This window comes from Streptomyces sp. NPDC020747 (assembly GCF_044334695.1).
GTDB lineage: Bacteria > Actinomycetota > Actinomycetes > Streptomycetales > Streptomycetaceae > Streptomyces.
On record NZ_JBIRTJ010000006.1, the window covers coordinates 404,760 to 423,959 of the forward strand.

Sequence of the window (19,200 nt, forward strand, 5' to 3'; positions counted from 1 at the left end):
GACCGCGATGAGCCCCGCCGAAGGCGACCGTGAACCCCAGCGCATCCTGATCGTCGACGACGAGCCGGCCGTGCGCGAAGCACTCCAGCGCAGCCTCGCCTTCGAGGGGTACGACACCGAGGTGGCCGTCGACGGCGCGGACGCCCTGGAGAAGTCCACGGCGTACCAGCCGGACCTGGTCGTCCTCGACATCCAGATGCCGCGGATGGACGGCCTGACCGCCGCCCGCCGGATGCGCGGCGCGGGCACCACGACGCCGATCCTGATGCTGACCGCCCGCGACACGGTCGGCGACCGCGTCACCGGCCTCGACGCCGGCGCCGACGACTACCTGGTCAAGCCCTTCGAACTCGACGAACTCTTCGCCCGCGTACGGGCGTTGCTGCGCCGCAGCTCCTACGCCGCCGCGGCGGTCGGCGCCCCCGCCGACGACGCGCTCACCTTCGGCGACCTGCGCATGGACCTCGCGACGCGCGAGGTCACGCGGAGCGGCCGGGCGGTCGAGCTGACCCGCACGGAGTTCACCCTGCTGGAGATGTTCCTCGCCCACCCGCGCCAGGTCCTCACCCGCGAGCAGATCCTCAAGGCGGTCTGGGGCTTCGACTTCGAGCCGAGCTCCAATTCGCTGGACGTGTACGTGATGTACCTCCGCAGGAAGACCGAGGCGGGCGGCGAACCGCGGCTCGTGCACACGGTGCGGGGTGTGGGGTATGTGCTGCGGTCGGGTGGGGCGGAGTGAAGCGCGTAGTACGCCGGTTCACCTCACTCCCGATCCGGACCCGGCTGTCGCTTCTGGTCGCGGCGGCGGTGGCGTTCGCGGTGGCTGCCGTCTCGGTGACGTGCTGGTTCATCGTGCAGGGGAAGCTGTACGAGCAGGTGGACGCCGATCTGCAGAAGTCGGTCGGCATGCGGGGAATCGAGGCCCAGGTCACGGCCGCGGTCACCAACTGCACGCAGACCGCGGCCCCGCAGGACACCGACAGCGGCCCCCGGAACACCTATTTCGAGGTGGTCATGGAGGACGGCACGCCCTGTGTCCTGCACTTCTCCGCGGGCTCGGTCGATGTCACCCAGGCCGACAGGGACCTGATCAAGAAGGCGGACAACACTCAGGGCACCTCGCGCAACGGCACCGACTCGGACGGCAACGAAGTACGCGTCCTGGTCCTGCCGGGGCTGACCGTCAACGACCCGAACACGCAGACCACCTCCAAGGCAGCCCTCCTCATCGCCCTCCCCCTCAAGAACACCCAGGCCACCCTCAACGACCTCGCCCTGATCCTTCTCCTCGTCTCCGGCATCGGCGTCCTCGGCGCAGGCGCCGCCGGTCTCGCGGTCGCCCGCGCGGGCCTGCGGCCGGTCGACAAGCTCACCGAGGCCGTGGAACACGTGGCCCGCACCGAGGACTTGGGCATCCGCATCCCGGTGGACGAGGACAGCGAGGACGAGATCGCCCGGCTCTCCCGTTCCTTCAACTCGATGACGGCGTCGCTGGCGAACTCCCGCGAGCTGCAGCAGCAGCTCATCGCCGACGCCGGTCACGAACTGCGTACCCCCCTCACCTCCCTCCGTACGAACATCGAGCTGCTCACCCGCAGTGAGGAGACGGGGCGGCCCATCCCCGAGGCGGACCGCAAGGCGCTGCTCGCCTCCGTGAAGGCGCAGATGACCGAACTGGCCGCGCTGATCGGGGACTTGCAGACGCTGTCGCGGTCGGACGCGGGGACTCCGGCGGACCGCGTACAGGTGGTGTCGTTGCAGGACACCGTGGAGGCGGCCCTGCGCCGGGCCCGGCTGCGCGGCCCGGAGCTGACGATCACGGCGAACGTGGACCCCTGGTTCGTACGGGCGGAGCCCTCCGCGCTGGAGCGGGCCATCGTGAACATCCTCGACAACGCGGTGAAGTTCAGCCCCGAGGGCGGCACGGTCGACGTCACCCTCAAGGACGGCGAACTGACCGTGCGGGACCACGGCCCGGGCATCCCCGCCGACGAACTCCCGCACGTCTTCGACCGCTTCTGGCGCTCACCGAGTGCAAGGGCACTCCCCGGCTCGGGCCTGGGCCTGTCCATCGTGGCCCGTACGGTCCAACAGGCGGGCGGCGACGTGGCGTTGAGCCCGGCCGAGGGCGGCGGCACGGTGGCGACGATCCGGTTGCCCGGCGCCCCGACACCGCCGCCCGCGCTGGACTGAGGCGGGCCCTTCCCCCGAGGGCCGGTCTCAGCCCGCCTGGGACGGGGTCTGCTTCATTCCGTCGACCACGGCACGGTTCTTGATGGCCATGGTGAAGTTGACCGTGCCGGGCTTGATCACGACGCCCTCTTCCTTGAGCTCCTTCACCTGGACGTTGCGCGCACCGAGGTAGACATGGGTCTTCTTGTCGAAGATCCACTCCTCGCGCTGCCCGCTGGTCTCGTCCTGCCGGGCCACCGCCACCCCGTGGCGACCGGCGGCGTCCACCGCGTCGTCCACGACCACGACGCCCGGGATCTTGGCGGCGGCCTTGAACAGCGCCGGGTAGAGCTCGGCCGGCGGGTAGCTCTCGACGAGCAGGTCACCGATGGTGGCGAAGGCCTGCTGGTCGGGGGTGTTTCCCTGGCCCTTGGTCTCCTTGTAGATCTTGGCCAGCAGCTTGTCGGGGTCGGTGGTCAGCTTGGTCAGGTAGTCGTACGACGGGCCGCCCAGATGCGCCTTCGGGGTGTTGCCCTGCTCGTCGGGCAGGCTCAGGGTCTCGCCCTCGGGGCTGTCGTTCACGGCGGGGTCGATCAGCCAGCCCTTGACGCCGTCCGGGGACTCCCACATCTGCCGACGGTGCAGTTCGTGGCTGGCGAGGCTGGACTTGTCGTCGACGGTCTTCACGAAGGTGTCGGCCAACACGGACTCGATGTAGATGTACTGGCCGGGCTTGACGGTCGGGTGGTCGCCCTCGGCCGCCGCCAGGGAGATCTGGTCGATCAGCTGGGGCACGCCCTTCGTGGACACGGTACCGAGGTCTGAGGTCAGGGCCGGTCCGGTGGCGACGGCGCTGTCCCGCACGCCGGTACCGCCGTCGCCGAGTGTCACCATTCCGGCGACGACCACCGCGGACAGGGCTGCCGCCATCGCGGGCAGCGTGATCGCGGGGCGCGGCAGCCGGAACCGCCGGGCCTTCTGAGGGGCAGTCGCCGCCGTGCGCTCTTCCCGCTGGACTTGCTGGGCCTGCTCGTGGATCTGGGCCATCAGACGCTCCTTGTGGAACTGGTGGCGGCCCGTCGGCAGGTCACGCGCCGTCTGGGACAGGAGCTGAGCGTCCTGGTCCCACTCGGCAGGGTGCTGCCGGGGCGTGTTCGCGTTCATCGGTTTCCTTCCTGTGCGGGCCGGATCGCATTTACGTGATCGCCTCTTGTCTGTCGTGCGGGGCGGGTGCCTTCCCGTTTTTCGCGAACTTTCTTGAACGCGATGTCGACGGCGGGACGGCCCAACTCCCCTCGGGCCACGGCACGTTGAGGCACAGCAAGCTGAGCCTCGGCGATCGAGCGCAGTTTCTTGCGGGCGCGCGAGAGGCGGGAGGCGACGGTCCCGACGGGAATGCCGAGCGCCTCGGCGGCGGCCTCGTAGTCCAGGCCCTCGCCCAGACAGAGCGTGATGACCTCGCGCTCCGGTCTGCGCAGGGTCGCGAGCGCGGTGAGGGCCGTGGCGAGACGGTGCCGGTCGTCGACGCGGTCGGCGACCTCCTCGGCGTGGTCGGGCACGGCGAGCTCGGCCGCGGCGGCGGCGTTCGCGGCACGGCGGTAACGCCGGTTGCTGCGGTACTGGTTGCGTGCCGTGTTCGTGGCGATCCCCAGCAGCCAGGGCCGCAGCGAGCCGCCCTCCGGGTCGACCCTGTCGCGCAGCCGCCACGCCTCCATGAAGGTCGCGGCCATGACGTCCTCGGCCGTCGACCAGTCCGCGGTCAGCCGGAAGGCGTGGTTGTAGACCGCACGGGCGTACGCGTCGAAGAGTTCGGCGAAAGCGCTCGAATCCCCGGCCCGTATCCGGGTTCGCATATGAGTGGTCACCTCTAATAGCTGTACGGCGGAAGGGGTCGCCTTCCCGTGAGCTGCGTCACAGGGGAGGGACAGGTGGGGGTGGGTCAGGGTTTGCCCGCGAGGAGAGGCCCGTGCGAGTCTCGTGCATCACGCATCATCTCTCCGAAAGGCTGACAGTGATGCTCGGCATGGTTCCAGGCATGGTCCTCGGCGACTCCTCCTCCCGCGCTTCGACGCGGGAGCGGTAGCCCCTTCCGGCCCGACCTACGAGCCCGTCGTCGCGCGATACCGCGAGACGGGCCGTCCGCCACGCACGGCTGCTGCCCCACTCCCCGCTCCTCGCTCCTCGTCGAAGTGCTCTTCGTGCCCACCGCACGTTCGAACACGAGGAGTACGTCGTGTCCACGACGCCCACGACAGCACCCACGATCCACTGGTCCGAGGACCGATCCGCCCAGCCTGCCCGATCCGCCCGCTGGCACTCGGAGAGCTGCGCGCCGCCTCCCCGCCGGGTCGTAGTCGCCGACGACCGCACGAAAACCGCCACCGCATACCAACTGGCCTGCGAGGGAACGGCGTTGCTGTGGCAGGGCGACTTCCACAACGCACGCCAACTGCTCCGGGCGATGGGGCGCCGCATCGACCGGAGTTCGACCCCCACCCGGCCCGATGCCACACCGGCCGAGTCCTTCCGCCTCCACCGCCGGGCCCGCGGCCACCGCGCCCGCGTACTGGGCAGACTCCTGGTCCTGCTGGAGGACGACCACTCCCTCTCGCTGCGCCGGGCGCCCGACGTACGCCGGGCGTGTGCGGAGGCGTACGGGCCACCGCGAGGCGGTCGAGCGGTCTCCCTCACGGAGCTGCTGGGTGCCATCGGGGCACATCAGTGGCGCGAGAAGGGTGTGGAGGTACCGGCTCTGGGGGACGGCATCCGCGTCCATCCCCACTACGGCGTGTTCTCCCCGGTCAGAGGTGAGTACGTCGACCTGGTCGCACGGGCACCGCTGGCCGCGAACCCGCGTACGGCATTCGACCTCGGTACGGGAACGGGGGTGCTCGCGGCCGTACTGGCCCGCCGGGGCCTCGCCCAGGTCGCCGCCACGGACATCAACCCGCGTGCCCTGACCTGCGCCCGCGAGAACGCCGCCCGGCTGGGCCTCGCCGACCGCATCGAGGTCACCGGCCCGGACCTCTACCCCGAGGGCCGCGCCGACCTGGTGGTCTGCAACCCGCCCTGGCTCCCCGCCCGTCCGACCTCCGCCGTCGAGCAGGGCGTGTACGACCCGGCCGGCACGATGCTCCACGGTTTCCTGCACGGCCTCACCGCCCACCTCCACCCAGGAGGTGAGGGCTGGCTCATCCTGTCCGACCTGGCGGAACACCTGGGCCTCAGAACCCGCGCGGACCTGCTGACCGCGATCGACTCGGCGGGCCTACGCGTGACGGACCGCCTCGACACGAGCCCCCGCCACCCCCGGACCCGGGACACCACGGACCCACTCCACCGCGCCCGAGCCGCCGAGGTCACCTCGCTGTGGCGGCTGATGCCCGGCTGACGTTCGTCGCTGTAGCTCGACTTGCGCCAGGCAGCGGTGCTGAGGTCGGGGGCGTACTTCATGACCTGTGTTCCTCCAGAACGCCCCTGATGAACGCCAGTAAGTCCGACGGGGCCGATGCCCGGGGCGGATGCGTTCTCAGTCGGCGAGATGAGCTGATCGCCTGCTACGCGCCGCCGCGGGCGCTCTTCCCGTCCACGGCCAGCGTGTCCGCCCCGCAAGGGTCGGCGCCGAGCAGATCGGCCAGGCCGCCGGACCAGGACTTTGCAACCGCCCTGGCGTGACGGACCCGGCACGAGATCCATGGGCGTTGCTCAAATTTACACGAAACGACTCGCTTCGCACGGATTTGATCCCTTGATACGACGCATTGACACGGCGAATACCGATCGATTTACTTTCCCCAACACCGGGGCCGAGCATCCGGCGTCAGAAGTACGCCCAGCCGGTAGGCAGTTCGTATTCAAGAGAAATCCTGTTTAAGCGCAGGTGTATTCGCTAGGAACTGCACGCAAAGCCCGGACAGAGTCGCCCGGATCGCTGTCAGCGTCCGAGGCGGCGACGTACCCCCACTAACTGGAGCTTTTCTTGTTACAGAGCATCAAACGCGTCCGCTTTCATCGCAGCCTCGCCGCGCTCGCGACGGTCGTCGGCGTCGCGGCGGCCACCTCGCTACTCGCATCGCCCTTCGCGAGCGCGGCTACCGCCGCGGTGACCCTGCCCCCGACCCACGCCAACTTCGACTACCAGATCGGCGGCGCCTACACCCCGCCCGCCGGAGTGACCGTGGTCAGCCGCGATCGCGAGGCTTCCCCGGCAGCCGGGCTGTACAACATCTGCTACATCAACGCCTTCCAGGTCCAGCCCGGAGCCGAGGAGGACTGGGACTCCGACCTGCTCCTGCGCGACGCCGACGGGAACGTGGTCTACGACGAGGACTGGGGCGAGGCGATGCTCGACGTGAGCACCACCGCCAAGCAGCGGCGCATCGCGAACAAGGTGAACGTCTGGATCGACGAGTGCGCGGCCAAGGGCTTCAAGGCCGTCGAGCCCGACAACTTCGACAGTTACACCCGGTCCGGGGGCCTGCTGGAGTCCTCCGAGGCCGAGGCGTACATCAAGCTGCTCTCCGCCCACGCCCACTCCCGTGGCCTGGCGATCGCGCAGAAGAACACCGCCGAGCTTGCCGAGAACCGCGTGGCCAACGGGCTCGACTTTGCCGTCGCCGAAGAGTGCGGCGAGTGGGAAGAGTGCGACACGTACACCGACGCGTTCGGTGACAACGTTATCGTGATCGAGTACTCGAAGAAGGGCATGTCGACGGCCTGCGCGGGCTGGGGCGACCAGCTGAGCATCGTCCGCCGTGACACGGACGTCTTGCCCGTCGGCAGCGCCGGCTACCTCCGCGCGACCTGCTGACGACCGTCACTCATCGCACCCCCGCAAGCCTTCGCGGCGAACACCTGGTAACGCGGGTGCAACTCGTCGGCCTGCGGGGGTGTGGTCGGTTGCCCTCTGAGAACCCAAGTCGCCTCGGTGGGGCCACTGAACACCGGCCCAGCCAGAACTGACCGACGCCGTCGCCCGTGCGACGAGGCGCGACGCCCTGGTACTGGCCCGCGTCCGCATCCGCGCGCTCTCGGTTGGAGGGTAGGAGAACGGGATATTAGGTGTTCTTGCTGGAATTCCAGAGCGTAAAGACGACGATCCCACACCCGATGAGTACGACGCCGGACATGTACAGGCGCTGCCGCCACAAGAGCGATTTCATGCCTTCCCGGAGTTCCTTGATGAGCATGCCGATTTCCTCCGGTCCGGCACACAGGGGCGATGTGTTGTCAGGCTGTGGGTCGGAGCGTGGCGGTCGTGTGCTGGGGTCGTGAGCTGTCGTGGTCGGCTGTGGCGGTGATGTCGGTCTGGCCTGCTTGGCGTATGAGTCCGATGGCGGGGTTGCGCGTAATGGTCATGGCGCGTGTAGACCAGCCAGCCTTTTAGTTGTCGAAGTACAGAATGCGCGGACCCTTGGGATCGGTGGACGACACCGACTCCACGCTCATGGCCTCCGGCAGGCCGGTATCGGCGTCGATCCCGCGCCTGAGCCTCGGAGAAGTCGGCGGTGTCTTCCGCACGGCGGTACAGATCCCTCACGCGCGCGTCGAGCCCGGGGTCACGGGCAATCGCGTACTCGCACCACCAGCGGGCGACGAAAGCGGGCACAGGGCCGAGGTCGTACGTGCCGGCGATCGCGCGCTGCCAGTGCTTGTCGAAGTCGGGGAGGAACTGAGGCGCGTCCTCGGCGATGGCCCTGCGCAGCGCCTTCGGGGTCCGCTCACCGGCGCCGAGGGACGCGGTTGATGAGCCGCCAAGGCGTTGGTGGTCGTGATCTCTGCCATGACGCCACCGTGGCGGGACCACACGCGTTCGCGTCTCGGTTTCCCGCGCGCTTCACCCGACGGCGTTCGCACCCGCCTCGCGCTTGACGCCCTCCGTGAACGCGGACCAGGACAACGCCGAGAACACCAGCGGTCGGGCCGCCGGGGTCTTGCTGTCGCGGACGGGGACGAGGTCGGGGTAGCCGTGGGCGACCTCGACGCAGTTCGAAGCTCCCCCGTCGCTGTAGGAGGACTTACGCCACACGGCGGTGCTGAGGTCGAGGGGTCGAGTCATGATCTGCACTCCTCCAGAAGGCGCTTGATGAACGCCGTCGACTCTGCCGGAGTCAGAGCCGCGTCCCTGACGAGATCGTAGGACAAACGGAAGGCCAGAACCTTGTCCGGATCGTCGACCAGTTCACCGAAGCCGTTGCCTTCCACGTAGGCGACGGGGTCACCGACTCGCTGCCACAGCAGAATGAGATCGCTGCTCATGAGGTCGTGGACGCCAGCAGTGAAGGGCAGCACCTGAACGGCGACCGACGGCAGTTCCGCCGCCTCCACCAGGTGCGACAACTGGTCCGTCCACACCTTCATCTGAGGGACAGGGCGCCGCAGCGCGCCCTCGTCCAGGATCACGCGAACGCTCGGCGCCGGTTCGCGGTACAGCAGCTCCTGCCGTCCCACGCGTAAGGCCACTTGCTCCTCGACCTCCTCGCCGTTGCCGGCCGTTGTCTGGGCTCCAGACAACCCAGACAACACCGCTCGGGCGTAGTCCTCGGTCTGCAACAGGCCGGGCACTCGCAGCTGGAACATCCACATGACCCGCGCGGTCGCCTCCAGCTCCATGAACGCCTTGTACTTGTCCTTGATGACGTCCTTGCGCGCGTCCCGCCACAGGCGAACCAGCAGGTCACCGGAGCCGTAGTGGGTGTCCAGGTCCTCCATGACCGCCCGCTTGGAGAGCCGCTCCCCGGTCTCCAACCGATACAGGTAACTCTTGTCGTACGACGTCTCCGCGGCCAGCTGCGCCAGCGTCCTGCCCGCCTTCTCCCGCAGGAACCGCAGTGTCCGCCCGAGTGCGACGCGCCCCGACTCCCGTTCCCCGTCAACAAGTTCGCCCATGTCACCCCTCGCCGTTGTCTAGGCGCCCAGACAACGGGCGACCCCTTCCGCAGCCTACGGCCGAGCAGTGACGATCGAGACACGAACGGTAATCACCGCTCGTCAAGCAAGCCCCTCTCTCCAGAAGGAGCACAGCCATGGGCGAACTTGTCGCGGCCCTCTGTCAGTTGCTGTTGCGCGTACTGCTGCCCGCCAGGGGCCGGCATCGGGCGACGCCCGCCACCGCCCCGCCCGACAGGCGCGAACCGTGGGCGCCCGCCGCACCCGCATGTCGGTGCCAACTCGCCTACGGGGCAAGGTCCTTCGAGTGGGACACGCCCCTCGTGCGCCCGTACCTCCACGACGTGGAGGTGTCCGCGTGACGGGTCCGCCGCGTCTGCTGCCGTGGACGACCCCTGAGGGCAAGCCCTGTTATCTGAGTACCGACAGCGAGGAGAGCAGGCTCTCCCGGCTCGCGGACGGCCTGAAGGCGGCGCAACTCGACTCCGGCGAACAGGTCCTCACGGGAGCCAGAGCCGTACTCGCCGACACCGAGGCGGGCGAGCACGCCGTGCGCTTCGCGCTCACCAGGGCGGTGGAGTGCCTGGGCGACGTACTCCGCGTCGCGGTCAGCCGGGGCGGACGCATCGGGGTCGGCAAGGACGAGGTCGACGAGTGGTGACACGGCCGGCAGGCGATGGCCGGACCAAGGAGTGGCCGAGCACCTCACGGCCCCCGCCTCCGGTCGGCTCTGAGTACCAACCCCGCGAACGCGGCCACACTCGCGCCGAAGACGCCCGCCGCGAAGGCGGGGGCGCCATGGTCCACCAGGTGCTTCGTGAGCCAGAAGACGCCGGTGATGCCCGTGCCTCCCAGCACCGCGCCGAACATCCGGAAGCGGACCTCCACCCGGTCCAGCCAGCGTCGGTGCTCGTAGTCCGCCTCGACCTGGCGCAACATCCGCTCCGCGCTTCCCGGGACGGCCGTCTCCCAGGAGTCGATCTGCTGCTCGACGGGGAGATCGCGCCAGCTGCTCCTGGTCTCCGGGGTCGCCTCCGGCCCGGGAGGGGCGGTGGGAGAGGGAGCCGGAGAGGGCGTGGGCTCGCTCATCGGGTGCCTCCCGTGGGCGGTGGGCCGAGTCGGTTGTACGCGTCGTGCAGGTGCTCGTCCCTCGTCGACCGGTCGGGCGGAGCGGCTGTGGAGCGGGGTCCGAGCAACGTGGCCGCGCTGATGACGCCCGCGACGAAGGCCCTGCCTCTCGCGGGCTCGTCTACCGGCGGGGCGCCGGAGACGGAGCCGCCAGAGACGGAAGCGGCGGAGAGGACACCCGCGCGGCGAGGGGTGAACGTCCCGATGCTCTCCGGCACCGAGGCCGCCGCGAGGCTCTGTTGGAGTCGCAGGTGGCGGAACTCGTAGTGCGCGCCCGACTGGCGCAGCACTCCCCGGCGGTGGGCCTCGTCGAGGAACCCCATCAATCGCCAAGGCGCCCGCCCCGTCAGGGCCAGCCAGATCCTGGCCGAGCCGAGCCGGCCCCAGGCGCTCAGCGCGAGCGAGGACGCACCGACCTGGACCCACACCTCGGTGTGCATGGTGCCCAGCGCGTTGCCGGGTGGCATCGCCGAGATCAGTACCAGGCAGACCCCGCCCGCGAGGAGGGCTGCGATCGCGCTCCTCGCGAGAGTGGCGTCGCGATCGGTGCGCAGGGTGCTGCGCGGGCCCGCCGCACGCATGGTGTCGGACGGGGTGTTCAGGGCGCGGTAGACACCGGAGGCGCAACCGCCGATGGCACCGATGAGCACGCCGAAGGCCACGAAAGGCACCACCGCGTCGAGGATGACGGTCCTGACCGGGCGGTGTACAAGCCAGACCTCGGCCTCGTACGGCAGGGCGACCACCACGTTGTGGGCGTCGACGGGCTTGCCCTTCCACTTGCCGCCGCCCGGCCAGACGATCACCCACCCGTCCTGCGTCTCCTCGATCTGTACCTTCCCCGTGAACTCCCCGACCTTGTCGTCAAAGTAGATCCGGGCATCCTTCTTCACGACGAACGGCTCGTCGAGTCCCGTACGCTCCACGAGCAGGAACTCCTCCCGCACGGTCGAGTGGACCAAGCGATCACCCTCGTCCGTCTCCTGGAGCCGCCAGCCGTCGATCCGCTCATTGCTCACGCGAGGTTCGGCCGAGTGGATTCGGTACGCGGCGAAGGCACCGGTGACGCAGCCGACGACCGCCCCCACGCAGACACCGATGAGCGTGCAGGCGACGAATCCCCGGAGCAGTCCCCTCCTGAAGCCGCGCAGTACGGCGGCCGGGCCTGTGTACGGTGCGGCCGTCCGCTCCCCGCGCCGCAGCCCGGCCACGAAGAGCAGCAGCCCGGCCGCGAGACAGGTGGTGGCGGGGACCGCCTCCCTCGCGTAGCCGTAGATCGCGAGACCGACGAAGAAGACGAGGGCCCCCAAGGCGCGCACGGCCCGCGGACCGCCCGGACTGCCCGCCCACGGCAGGCCCAGCGGGAGGGGGCGTCGGGGCAGACCGGCGACGCCGAACATCATCGACAGAATCAGCCCGAAACAACAGCCGTTGAGGAACCAGGCGGGTCTCGGTGTGAGCACGGCGCCGAGCCGGGAACCGACCAGGGGCGGCACCAACAGCCCCATGGCCACCGCGACGACCGCGGCGGCGGCCGCCATCTTCACCGCCATCCGCGCCAACTGCCTTGGCCCTTGCGGGGTTTGTGCCGTGGCGGGCAGCATCCGGGCGAGTCCGAAGCACAGACCCAGCAGAATGCCCGCGTAGTTGAGGACGGCCGACGGCGTGGTGTCCCAGTCGGCGACCACGCCGGTCCTGCACTTGGCCAGCGGCACCAGCAACGCGGCCGAGGCGGCCAGCGCCATGACGGCGGGACCGATCACGCGCAGAGCCCGGGGCATCGCCGCCGGAAACTCCCACCAGGCCAGCCGGCCGGTGCCTGCACCGAGGTCGCGGGCGAGCCGGCGGAGCCAGCGGTGCGCCGCGTCCGGACTCCAGGTGCCGCCCGCCTCGCCGAAGGCGGCCGGGACGAAGGCGTCCAGCAGGTGTTCCTCGACACTGGCCGCCGTGGGGAAGCGTGCCGGGTCCCGGAGCTCGGCCGGGTCACGGGAGGCGTCCCCGTACACCGTGCGTGCCAGCGCCACCATCAGCGGTGAGCCCAGGACCTGCGCCAAGGGCGGGGGCGGGTGTTCCAGGACCGGCGTCCAGGGGGTGGAGCCGCGGCCGTCCGGTCGTGCGGTCCTCTCCAGATAGCGTCGCGCGGTGGCGAGATCCAGCGGTCGCAGCCTTACGACTTCGGCGGCGGTCAGCACGTCGCCGTCGCGCACGGCCTGGGCCCAAACCCCGGCGCGGCAGGTGAGCAGGACGGGCAGCCGTGCGTCTAGCTCGCCGTTGAGGCGCCGCAGCGCTGCCGCGTGCGCCGAGTCGGGAAGCTCGTCGAACCCGTCGAGCACGGGCAACAGGAGCCCGGCGTCCAGCAGTTCGCGAGCCATCGTGCGCTGCCCCGCGACAGCGGCCAGCGGCGGGTACTCCGCGGCCAGCCGCTCGGCCAGCCAGTCGCGAAGGCCGACGGACCTGGGATCCCAGCCGGCCAGGGGGAACAGCACCGGCACCGGGTCACGCGGTTCCCGGGCGGCGAGGGCCCTGAGCACGAACCGCACGGCGAGGACGGTCTTGCCCGCCCCCGGCTCGCCCAGCACGACCAGCCGCCCGGAGGGCAGCGCGCGGAACGTCTCGACGATCCGGTCGAGCCGCTGATCGCCGTCGCGCGGCTCCGGCAGCACGGTCCCGGGCCGGATGTTGTCCTCGTGGTCGGCGAGCGGCGGACCGACCCTGGACCAGTGGACGTTCAGCGGCTCCGGGTCCTGCAACCGGCGTCGCCGGGCCTCCTCCTCCCATTGGGCCCGTACCGCGTCGGCGAGTTCGTCGGCCGCCCGCTGCCGTCGGTCGGTGCCGGTGTCCGCCGGCTCGCGCAGCAGGTCGGCCAGGAAGGCGAAGACCGAAACGACCGCCGAGACCGCGGAGATCCACATCGACGTCCCGTCGGGAGCCTCGCCGCGGGCCAGCGCGACGGCCAGCGCGAGCAGCGCCGCGGCGGCCATGCCCAGCCCGATCCGTCGTTGTACCCGTGCCTCCCGCAGTGGCACCCGCATGCTCCGACCCCCGTGTCCCCGACCCACCGTCCGAAAGGTGAACGACAAGCCGGGCGGTCATGTACCGGCCGCAGAGGCAGGCGCACGGGAGCATGCCGGGAGCACATCCTCGTGCCCGGCGCGCAACGTGTCGCACCGACCGGCCCGACGCGTCGCATCGGCCGACCCGACAGGGCCAGGCGATGCAACGAGCACCGAAACTCGCTTGCGGAGTCCTCCGACGCCCAGGTACTTCAAAATCCCTGGCCGTTCGAGATCCGCCCGCACCTCCGAGTCCGGACGGCCGGACATGCCCGACATGAAGGAGCCCCAGGATGACCGCCGCCCGTCTCGGTTCGCTGAACGAGTTCTGCTGGATGGACCTGAAGACCCGCGACCTGCCCGGCACCGGGGAGTTCTTCTCGAAGGCCCTGGGGTGGCGGTTCGCGGTGGCCGAGGACGACTGGCGGCGGGCCACCGGGATCACGGCCGGCAGGCATCGCATCGGGGGCGTGAGCGATCTCGCGAACCCGACCTACCCGCCGGGAACCCCCGCTCACATCGCCTACTACCTGGCCGTCGACGACGTCGACCGGCGTGCCGAGGCCGCGACGGCGAACGGCGCGCGCCTCGTGGTGCCGCCCTTCGACGCCGGCGACCAGGGGCGGATCGCGACCCTGATCGATCCCGTCGGGGCGGCCTTCTCGCTCTGGCAGCCGTACGGGTTCGCCGGGTGGAGCTTCCCCGCGGGCTCCGCGCGTCTGCCCCACCGCATGGTCCTGGCCTGCGAACAGCCGGACCTGGCACGGGACTTCTACCGCGGAACGACGGGCGCCCCGCTCGTCCACGCCGACTTCCGCACCGCGTACGAACCGGCCGCGGCCGCTCCCCGGTGGGAGCTGGAGATCGGCGTCGAGGATGCCGGTCCGGTCGGCCGGTTGAGCAGCCCCGAGGGGCTCAGCTTCCTGCTCCGCCCCCTCAGCCGATGAACAGCCGCTCCATGGATGCCCCACAGACAATGCGCCTACTGTCGCTTTCAATCAGCGGGTGACACGGACGCGGACGCGGAAGCGGCCGTGGACAGGCACAGGCGCAGGCACAGACACAGGGCGAGCAGCCATGAGGGAGAGCAGCCATGAGTGAAGAACTGCACGACCACGACAAAGGTCTCTTCTTCGACCTGCCGACTCTTCACCGTCGGAAGATGATCCGGCTGCTGGCCGGTGCCGGTCTGGTGCCGCTGGTGGGATGCAGCAGCGACGACTCGGACAGCGCGGCCTCCTCGGCCGACCCGTCCACCGGTTCCTCCTCCGCCGCCTCCTCCGGAAGCGCCGAGTGCGAGACCATCCCCGGTGAGACCGCCGGCCCGTACCCCGGTGACGGTTCCAACGGCGTGAACGTCCTCAAGGAGAGCGGTGTCGTCCGCAAGGACATCACCTCCAGCTTCGGGACCGCGAGCGGCAAGGCGGAGGGCGTCCCGCTGACCGTGACCCTCACCGTCGTCGATGCCGCCTCCGGCTGCGGTACGCCCAAGGAGGGCGCCGCCGTCTACCTCTGGCACTGCGACCGGGACGGCAACTACTCCCTCTACTCGGAGGGCGTGACCGAGGAGAACTACCTGCGCGGCGTCCAGGAGACCGACGCCAAGGGGCAGGTCACGTTCACCAGCATCTTCCCGGCCTGCTACACGGGCCGCTGGCCCCACATCCACTTCGAGGTGTACGGCAGCCTGGAGGACGCGACCAACGCCACGTCCATCACGGCCACTTCACAGCTCGCCCTCCCCAAGGACGTATGCGACACCGTGTACGCGACGGACGGCTACGACCGCAGTGTCCAGAACATGGGCCAGCTCTCCCTGGAGACCGACAACATCTTCAGCGACGGCTACGACCAGCAGCTGGCGACGACGAAGGGCAGCGTGGAGAAGGGCTACACGGCCACGCTGACGGTGCCCGTGTAGGCGCCGCCCCGGCGCCTCCGCCAGGTGCCTCCCCCAACTCGCGCCTCCGTCCCCTCCCCCGGGGCGGGGGCGCGTTCGCGTTCCATGGCTCGGCAACCCTTCCGGCAACCTCTCCGGCAACCTTTTCCGCGCGGGCGACCACCAGGAACACCGGCCCCGGCTCGGGCGCCGCGAGTGGCGACCGCCCGCAGCTGACCGACTCCCAGGCCACCGGCCAGGAGGTCGCGGACTGGCTGGGCGACTGGACCCCGACCGCCTGACGTCACCCTGACGCGGACGCCGGTCGGCAGCCGTCCGGCTGGGGAGTGCGAGCCAAGAGCCGCTCCCCAGCCGGCGCCCCTGCCAAGCCACGCCCTCAGGGGATCGGCCGCGCCAGCAGCCTCATCGTCGTCTCCGCGTCCAGGTCCACACCCACAGCCGCACCCACCGGCAGCGGCCCCGCGAGCCCCGCGTACACCCCTCCCCGCGCCATCAACTCCGCGTGCGTGCCCTCCTCCACCAGCCGTCCGCCGTCCACGACCAGGATCCGGTCGGCGTCGGGGGCGAGGGTCAGATCGTGGCTGATCATGACGGTCGTACGGCCGGAGACCAGGCGCCGCAGCGGCTGTACGACCCGGCGGGCGGCGGGCCCGTCGAGGCCGGTGGTCGGTTCGTCGAGTACGAGGACGGGGGCGGCCCGCAGGATCGCGCGGGCGAGGGCGACGCGCTGGAGCTGGCCGCCGGACAGGATGGCCGTGCCGGGTGCGATCTCCGTGTCGTACGCGTCCGGCAGTGCGCCGATGAACGCGTGGGCGTCGGCGTCCCGCGCGGCCCGTTCGATCTCCTGCTCGCTCGCGCCCGGCCGCCCGCACGCGATGTTCTCGCGGATCGTGCCGTGCAGGATCAGCGTCTCCTGGGGCAGCAGGGCGACGTTCTCGCGGAGGAACTCCAGGGGTACGTCCGTGAGCGGGACGCCGTCCAGGCAGATCACGCCCGCCGTGGGGTCGTAGAAGCGGGTCAGGAGCTTGGAGAGCGTCGACTTTCCGGCGCCGCTGGGGCCGGTGACGAGGACGAACTCGCCGGGTCCCGCGGTGAACGTCACGTCGTGCAGCGCGTCGCGCTCCGGCCCGCCCGGGTAGCGGAAGGAGACACCGTGGAAGCTGACCCAGCCGCGTACGGGCCAGGGCCCGACCGGTTCGGCGGGGTCGGTGACGGCGGGCTCGGTGTCCAGGATCTCCTGGAGCCGCTGGGCGCCGGCCGTCGCGGCGGTCAGGGTCAGACCGAGCTGACCGAGGTCGCGGATCGGCGGGTAGAGGTAGCCGAGGAAGGCGGCGAAGGCCAGCAACTGCCCGAGCGACATGCGCCCTTGGGCGATCTCCCAGGCGCCGAGCCCGATGACCGCGAGCACGCACACCGTCTCGACGACCTCGACGAACTGCTCGTACAGCTCACTCGCGCGGGCGCCCCGCACGCTGGCCCGCAGCCAGGCCCTGGCCTCGCGGTCGAGGCGTTTCTCCTCGGCGCGGCGGCGGTTGTAGGCCTGGGTGAGCACGACGTTGCCCAGTGACTCCTCTACGACCGAGGTGATCGCGCCGTCGGCGGTGCGCTCGTCCTGGGCTGCGGTCCTGATCCGGCCGGCGAAGCGGCGGGCGGCGACGAGGAAGAGCGGAGCGAGGAGGAAGGTGACCAGGGCGAGGTCCCAGCGGAGCCAGAGGGCGGCGGCGGAGTAGAAGAGCGCGGAGAACACGGCGGAGACCGTGCCCACGACCCCCGACACGACCATCTGCTCGATGGCCTCGACGTCACCCGTGAGCCGTTCGACGAGATCGCCCTGCCGGTGCTTCTGGAAGAAGTGCGGCGGCAGGTCCTGGACATGGCGGAAGACGCTCGCGCGCAGCCGCAGTACGAATCGCTCGGCCGTCCAGACCGCGAGGGAGTTGCCGAGGTAGCCGACGATCGCGCCGAGCACGGCGACGCCCAGCCAGGCCCCGGCCGGTCCCCAGAAGGCGGCGAGCGAACCGGCTTTCAGCGCGTGGTCGGTCAGTTCCGCGAAGAGCAGGATCGAGGCCGTCTCCGCCAGCGCCGACACGATCACGCACGCGACGATCAGCAACAGCCACCTGCGGTCGCCGCGCGTCAACGGCCAGAACCGCGCGAATGCCTCCCGGACTTCCCGCATGCCGTTCAATTCCCTTCCCTCACCGGAAGCTTCACCGAGAACCTCACCGTTAACCTCACCGGTGAACCGCCCGAAAAATGGCCGAGGCGGGGTCTCCGGAACGAATCCGGAGACCCCGCCTCGCGGCAATGGCTACTTCTTGCCCACCGGACGACGCTGCGGCTTCTTGGCACCGGGCTTCGGCGCGGGCTTCGCGGCCTGCTTCTTGGGGGCGGCGGGCTTGCGGTTCTTCTTGACCGGGGTGACCTTGTGGAAGCTCATGAGACGTCCCTCTTTCTTCTGCTTCTTCTGTGGTGTATTTCCGTTTGCCGTAAGCCCCGTTCGGCTTCGACATGGAAAACACTACGAGACCGCAGAAGCGAAAATCGCCAAATCCGCTGAGACCTCAATTAATTGCGGCTGAGATGGATTTTCAGGAACTTGCGGGAACCGGGCGGCAATTCACACAGACTTTATTACGCCGCTCACCCGGAACTTATTTACCCGCGCGGCCTACTTGCCGGCCTGCTTGGCGGCCTACTTGCCGATCGCCAGTCCCTGTCCGGTGACCCGCACTCTGATCCCGTCCTTCTGTACGCGCACGTCCCGCAGGCTCAGTTCGCCCTTCGGGGGCTTCGGGAGGCGGAAGCCGATGGAGAGGCGGTCGACGAGGGCGGGGCGGGTCAGGCGGGAGAGCCCGTCGAGGAGGGCCAGGTCGAAGCCGAGGCGCTTGAGGAGCTCGGGGTTCGCCACGGCGAGGTCGATGAGGTTCATCCTCATCAGCTGACCGGCGAACCGCGGGGAGCCGGTGAACTCCTCGAACCTGGAGTCGTCGCTCAGTGCTTCCTTGACCGCGGAGTCCGGCACACCGATCCGCTTCGCGATCGACGGCACCGACAGGAGCTCCTTGGCCTTCTTCTTCTCCTTCGCCAGGCGCGTGGCGGACTTGCGGGTCAGGTGCAGGCCCTGGGACTCGCGGGTGCCGGGACGGAAGGTGGCCAGGTCGCCGATGTCCAGGCGCATACCGCCGACCTCGGTCGAGATGCCGCGCTCACCGTCCCGCTTGATCCGCGCGTCGGCCCGCATCCGCAGGTCGTGCCCGGCGACGGGCAGCACCCCGCGCGCCCGCACCTCGTCGCCGCCGTGCCCGGTGAACGTCATCTGGGACGCGCCGAGTTCACGGTTCAGGTCGTCGAAGGAGAGCAGCACCTCGCCGTGCAGCTCCGGGATGCGGACGCCGCGCAGGGAGGTGGGGCCGCCGTCGACCCGTACGCCCGTCGCGGTGGCGGAGACCTTCGCCAGGGAGACCCGGTCGGCCGCCACGTCCGGGACGGTGACCGACACGGAGTCGAGCCGCTGGTCGAGGATCTGGGTGACGAAGGGGAAGCCGTCGATCTCGACCTCGGGGGACGCGCTCAGCTTCAGCTGGTCCCGGACCTTCTCGGCCGCGGTGCGCTCGGCGTACAGGAGCGCCCAGCGGTCGCCGAGGGCGAGGAAGGCGGCGAGGACGAGCACCGCGATGACGGCCTTGACGGCGAGGGACAGCCCCGCGAGGGGATTCCGGCGGCGCCGACGGGTCCGGCGGCGTGCGCGGCCTCCGGAGTCCCGGCGGTGGTCGGGCGGTGCCCAGTCTGCTTCTTCTCCGGCCCCTTCGATCACGTCGGGTTCCTCGTGGAGGAAGTCCTCCAGAGGTCCGTCGTCGAGGGCGGCGAGATCCTCGTATGGATTGGGTGGGGCGGTGCGTGGGGAATGCGCCGCGATGGGGTGGGGGGTACGCATCGTTCGATTCGACCATGCGTACCAACCCCACCCGCAACTCGAACGCGGGGTTTGCGATCTACCTCACGGCCAACCGGCCGTCACCCCTTGGTCACTTGCGGTTTCAGGGGCTGGTGGAGCGC

At 70.1% G+C, this 19,200-nt stretch carries 18 protein-coding genes; 8 read left to right on the forward strand and 10 right to left on the reverse strand.

Annotated features, from left to right (window positions below; translation table 11 throughout):
• Positions 1 to 7: 7 nt before the first annotated feature.
• Positions 8 to 739, forward strand: coding sequence for a response regulator transcription factor (locus ACH4YP_RS19175; protein ID WP_361064430.1), 732 nt, complete (start codon positions 8 to 10; stop codon positions 737 to 739).
• Positions 736 to 2,193 (forward strand): HAMP domain-containing sensor histidine kinase, encoded by a 1,458-nt coding sequence (locus tag ACH4YP_RS19180; RefSeq protein WP_361064427.1) that lies wholly within the window; start codon positions 736 to 738, stop codon positions 2,191 to 2,193. The genes ACH4YP_RS19175 and ACH4YP_RS19180 overlap by 4 nt, the downstream gene beginning before the upstream one ends.
• Before the next feature lie 27 nt (positions 2,194 to 2,220).
• On the opposite strand, the gene ACH4YP_RS19185 is transcribed toward ACH4YP_RS19180, so the two are convergent.
• Both ACH4YP_RS19185 and ACH4YP_RS19190 read right to left on the reverse strand, forming a co-directional pair.
• Positions 2,221 to 3,336 (reverse strand): CU044_5270 family protein, encoded by a 1,116-nt coding sequence (locus ACH4YP_RS19185; RefSeq protein WP_398491322.1) that lies wholly within the window; start codon positions 3,334 to 3,336, stop codon positions 2,221 to 2,223.
• A complete protein-coding gene (locus ACH4YP_RS19190; protein ID WP_361064421.1) occupies positions 3,333 to 4,025 on the reverse strand; it encodes an RNA polymerase sigma factor in 693 nt (230 codons plus the stop codon). The genes ACH4YP_RS19185 and ACH4YP_RS19190 overlap by 4 nt, the downstream gene beginning before the upstream one ends.
• A 380-nt stretch (positions 4,026 to 4,405) precedes the next feature.
• On the opposite strand from ACH4YP_RS19190, the gene ACH4YP_RS19195 reads away from it, so the two are divergent.
• Both ACH4YP_RS19195 and ACH4YP_RS19200 read left to right on the forward strand, forming a co-directional pair.
• Positions 4,406 to 5,563: a methyltransferase gene (locus tag ACH4YP_RS19195; RefSeq protein WP_398491324.1), complete on the forward strand. Its 1,158-nt coding sequence runs from the start codon at positions 4,406 to 4,408 to the stop codon at positions 5,561 to 5,563.
• Between the two features lie 588 nt (positions 5,564 to 6,151).
• Positions 6,152 to 6,982, forward strand: a complete 831-nt coding sequence (locus ACH4YP_RS19200; RefSeq protein WP_361064418.1) for an endo alpha-1,4 polygalactosaminidase — start codon at positions 6,152 to 6,154, stop codon at positions 6,980 to 6,982.
• A gap of 348 nt (positions 6,983 to 7,330) precedes the next feature.
• On the opposite strand, the gene ACH4YP_RS19205 is transcribed toward ACH4YP_RS19200, so the two are convergent.
• Genes ACH4YP_RS19205 through ACH4YP_RS19215 form a run of 3 tightly spaced genes read right to left on the reverse strand, consistent with a single transcriptional unit; the run spans position 7,331 to position 9,060 of the window.
• The gene (locus ACH4YP_RS19205) at positions 7,331 to 7,978 is read right to left on the reverse strand and encodes a DUF6247 family protein (protein WP_398491326.1); all 648 of its coding nucleotides are present in this window, start codon (positions 7,976 to 7,978) and stop codon (positions 7,331 to 7,333) included.
• A gap of 30 nt (positions 7,979 to 8,008) precedes the next feature.
• On the reverse strand, positions 8,009 to 8,230 hold the full coding sequence (locus ACH4YP_RS19210) for a DUF397 domain-containing protein (protein WP_398491328.1): 222 nt from the start codon (positions 8,228 to 8,230) through the stop codon (positions 8,009 to 8,011).
• Positions 8,227 to 9,060, reverse strand: a complete 834-nt coding sequence (locus tag ACH4YP_RS19215; RefSeq protein WP_398491330.1) for a helix-turn-helix domain-containing protein — start codon at positions 9,058 to 9,060, stop codon at positions 8,227 to 8,229. Before ACH4YP_RS19215 ends, ACH4YP_RS19210 begins: the two co-directional genes overlap by 4 nt.
• Before the next feature lie 137 nt (positions 9,061 to 9,197).
• On the opposite strand from ACH4YP_RS19215, the gene ACH4YP_RS19220 reads away from it, so the two are divergent.
• Together ACH4YP_RS19220 and ACH4YP_RS19225 are read left to right on the forward strand one after the other, a co-directional pair.
• Positions 9,198 to 9,422 carry a hypothetical protein gene (locus ACH4YP_RS19220; protein ID WP_398491332.1) on the forward strand — a complete coding sequence of 75 codons (225 nt, stop codon included), beginning with the start codon at positions 9,198 to 9,200 and terminating at the stop codon, positions 9,420 to 9,422.
• Complete coding sequence (locus tag ACH4YP_RS19225) at positions 9,419 to 9,721, forward strand: hypothetical protein (RefSeq protein ID WP_398491334.1); 303 nt, start codon at positions 9,419 to 9,421, stop codon at positions 9,719 to 9,721. Before ACH4YP_RS19220 ends, ACH4YP_RS19225 begins: the two co-directional genes overlap by 4 nt.
• A 44-nt stretch (positions 9,722 to 9,765) precedes the next feature.
• On the opposite strand, the gene ACH4YP_RS19230 is transcribed toward ACH4YP_RS19225, so the two are convergent.
• Together ACH4YP_RS19230 and ACH4YP_RS19235 are read right to left on the reverse strand one after the other, a co-directional pair.
• Entirely contained in the window at positions 9,766 to 10,149 is a 384-nt protein-coding gene (locus tag ACH4YP_RS19230) for a hypothetical protein (protein ID WP_361064406.1), read from the reverse strand.
• Positions 10,146 to 13,220 carry an NACHT domain-containing protein gene (locus ACH4YP_RS19235; protein ID WP_398491336.1) on the reverse strand — a complete coding sequence of 1,025 codons (3,075 nt, stop codon included), beginning with the start codon at positions 13,218 to 13,220 and terminating at the stop codon, positions 10,146 to 10,148. Before ACH4YP_RS19235 ends, ACH4YP_RS19230 begins: the two co-directional genes overlap by 4 nt.
• A gap of 314 nt (positions 13,221 to 13,534) precedes the next feature.
• Between ACH4YP_RS19235 and ACH4YP_RS19240 the strand changes: the two genes are divergently transcribed.
• Positions 13,535 to 14,188, forward strand: a complete 654-nt coding sequence (locus ACH4YP_RS19240; protein ID WP_361064401.1) for a VOC family protein — start codon at positions 13,535 to 13,537, stop codon at positions 14,186 to 14,188.
• 146 nt (positions 14,189 to 14,334) lie between these two features.
• Positions 14,335 to 15,162, forward strand: coding sequence for an intradiol ring-cleavage dioxygenase (locus tag ACH4YP_RS19245; RefSeq protein ID WP_361064398.1), 828 nt, complete (start codon positions 14,335 to 14,337; stop codon positions 15,160 to 15,162).
• A 355-nt stretch (positions 15,163 to 15,517) separates the two neighbouring features.
• On the opposite strand, the gene ACH4YP_RS19250 is transcribed toward ACH4YP_RS19245, so the two are convergent.
• The 3 genes from ACH4YP_RS19250 to ACH4YP_RS19260 form a co-directional block, all read right to left on the reverse strand.
• Positions 15,518 to 17,320 (reverse strand): ABC transporter ATP-binding protein, encoded by a 1,803-nt coding sequence (locus ACH4YP_RS19250; RefSeq protein ID WP_361064395.1) that lies wholly within the window; start codon positions 17,318 to 17,320, stop codon positions 15,518 to 15,520.
• A gap of 132 nt (positions 17,321 to 17,452) precedes the next feature.
• Complete coding sequence (locus tag ACH4YP_RS19255; protein WP_398491339.1) at positions 17,453 to 17,581, reverse strand: hypothetical protein; 129 nt, start codon at positions 17,579 to 17,581, stop codon at positions 17,453 to 17,455.
• 255 nt (positions 17,582 to 17,836) lie between these two features.
• Positions 17,837 to 19,078, reverse strand: a complete 1,242-nt coding sequence (locus ACH4YP_RS19260) for a DUF2993 domain-containing protein (protein ID WP_361064389.1) — start codon at positions 19,076 to 19,078, stop codon at positions 17,837 to 17,839.
• Positions 19,079 to 19,200 lie beyond the last annotated feature (122 nt).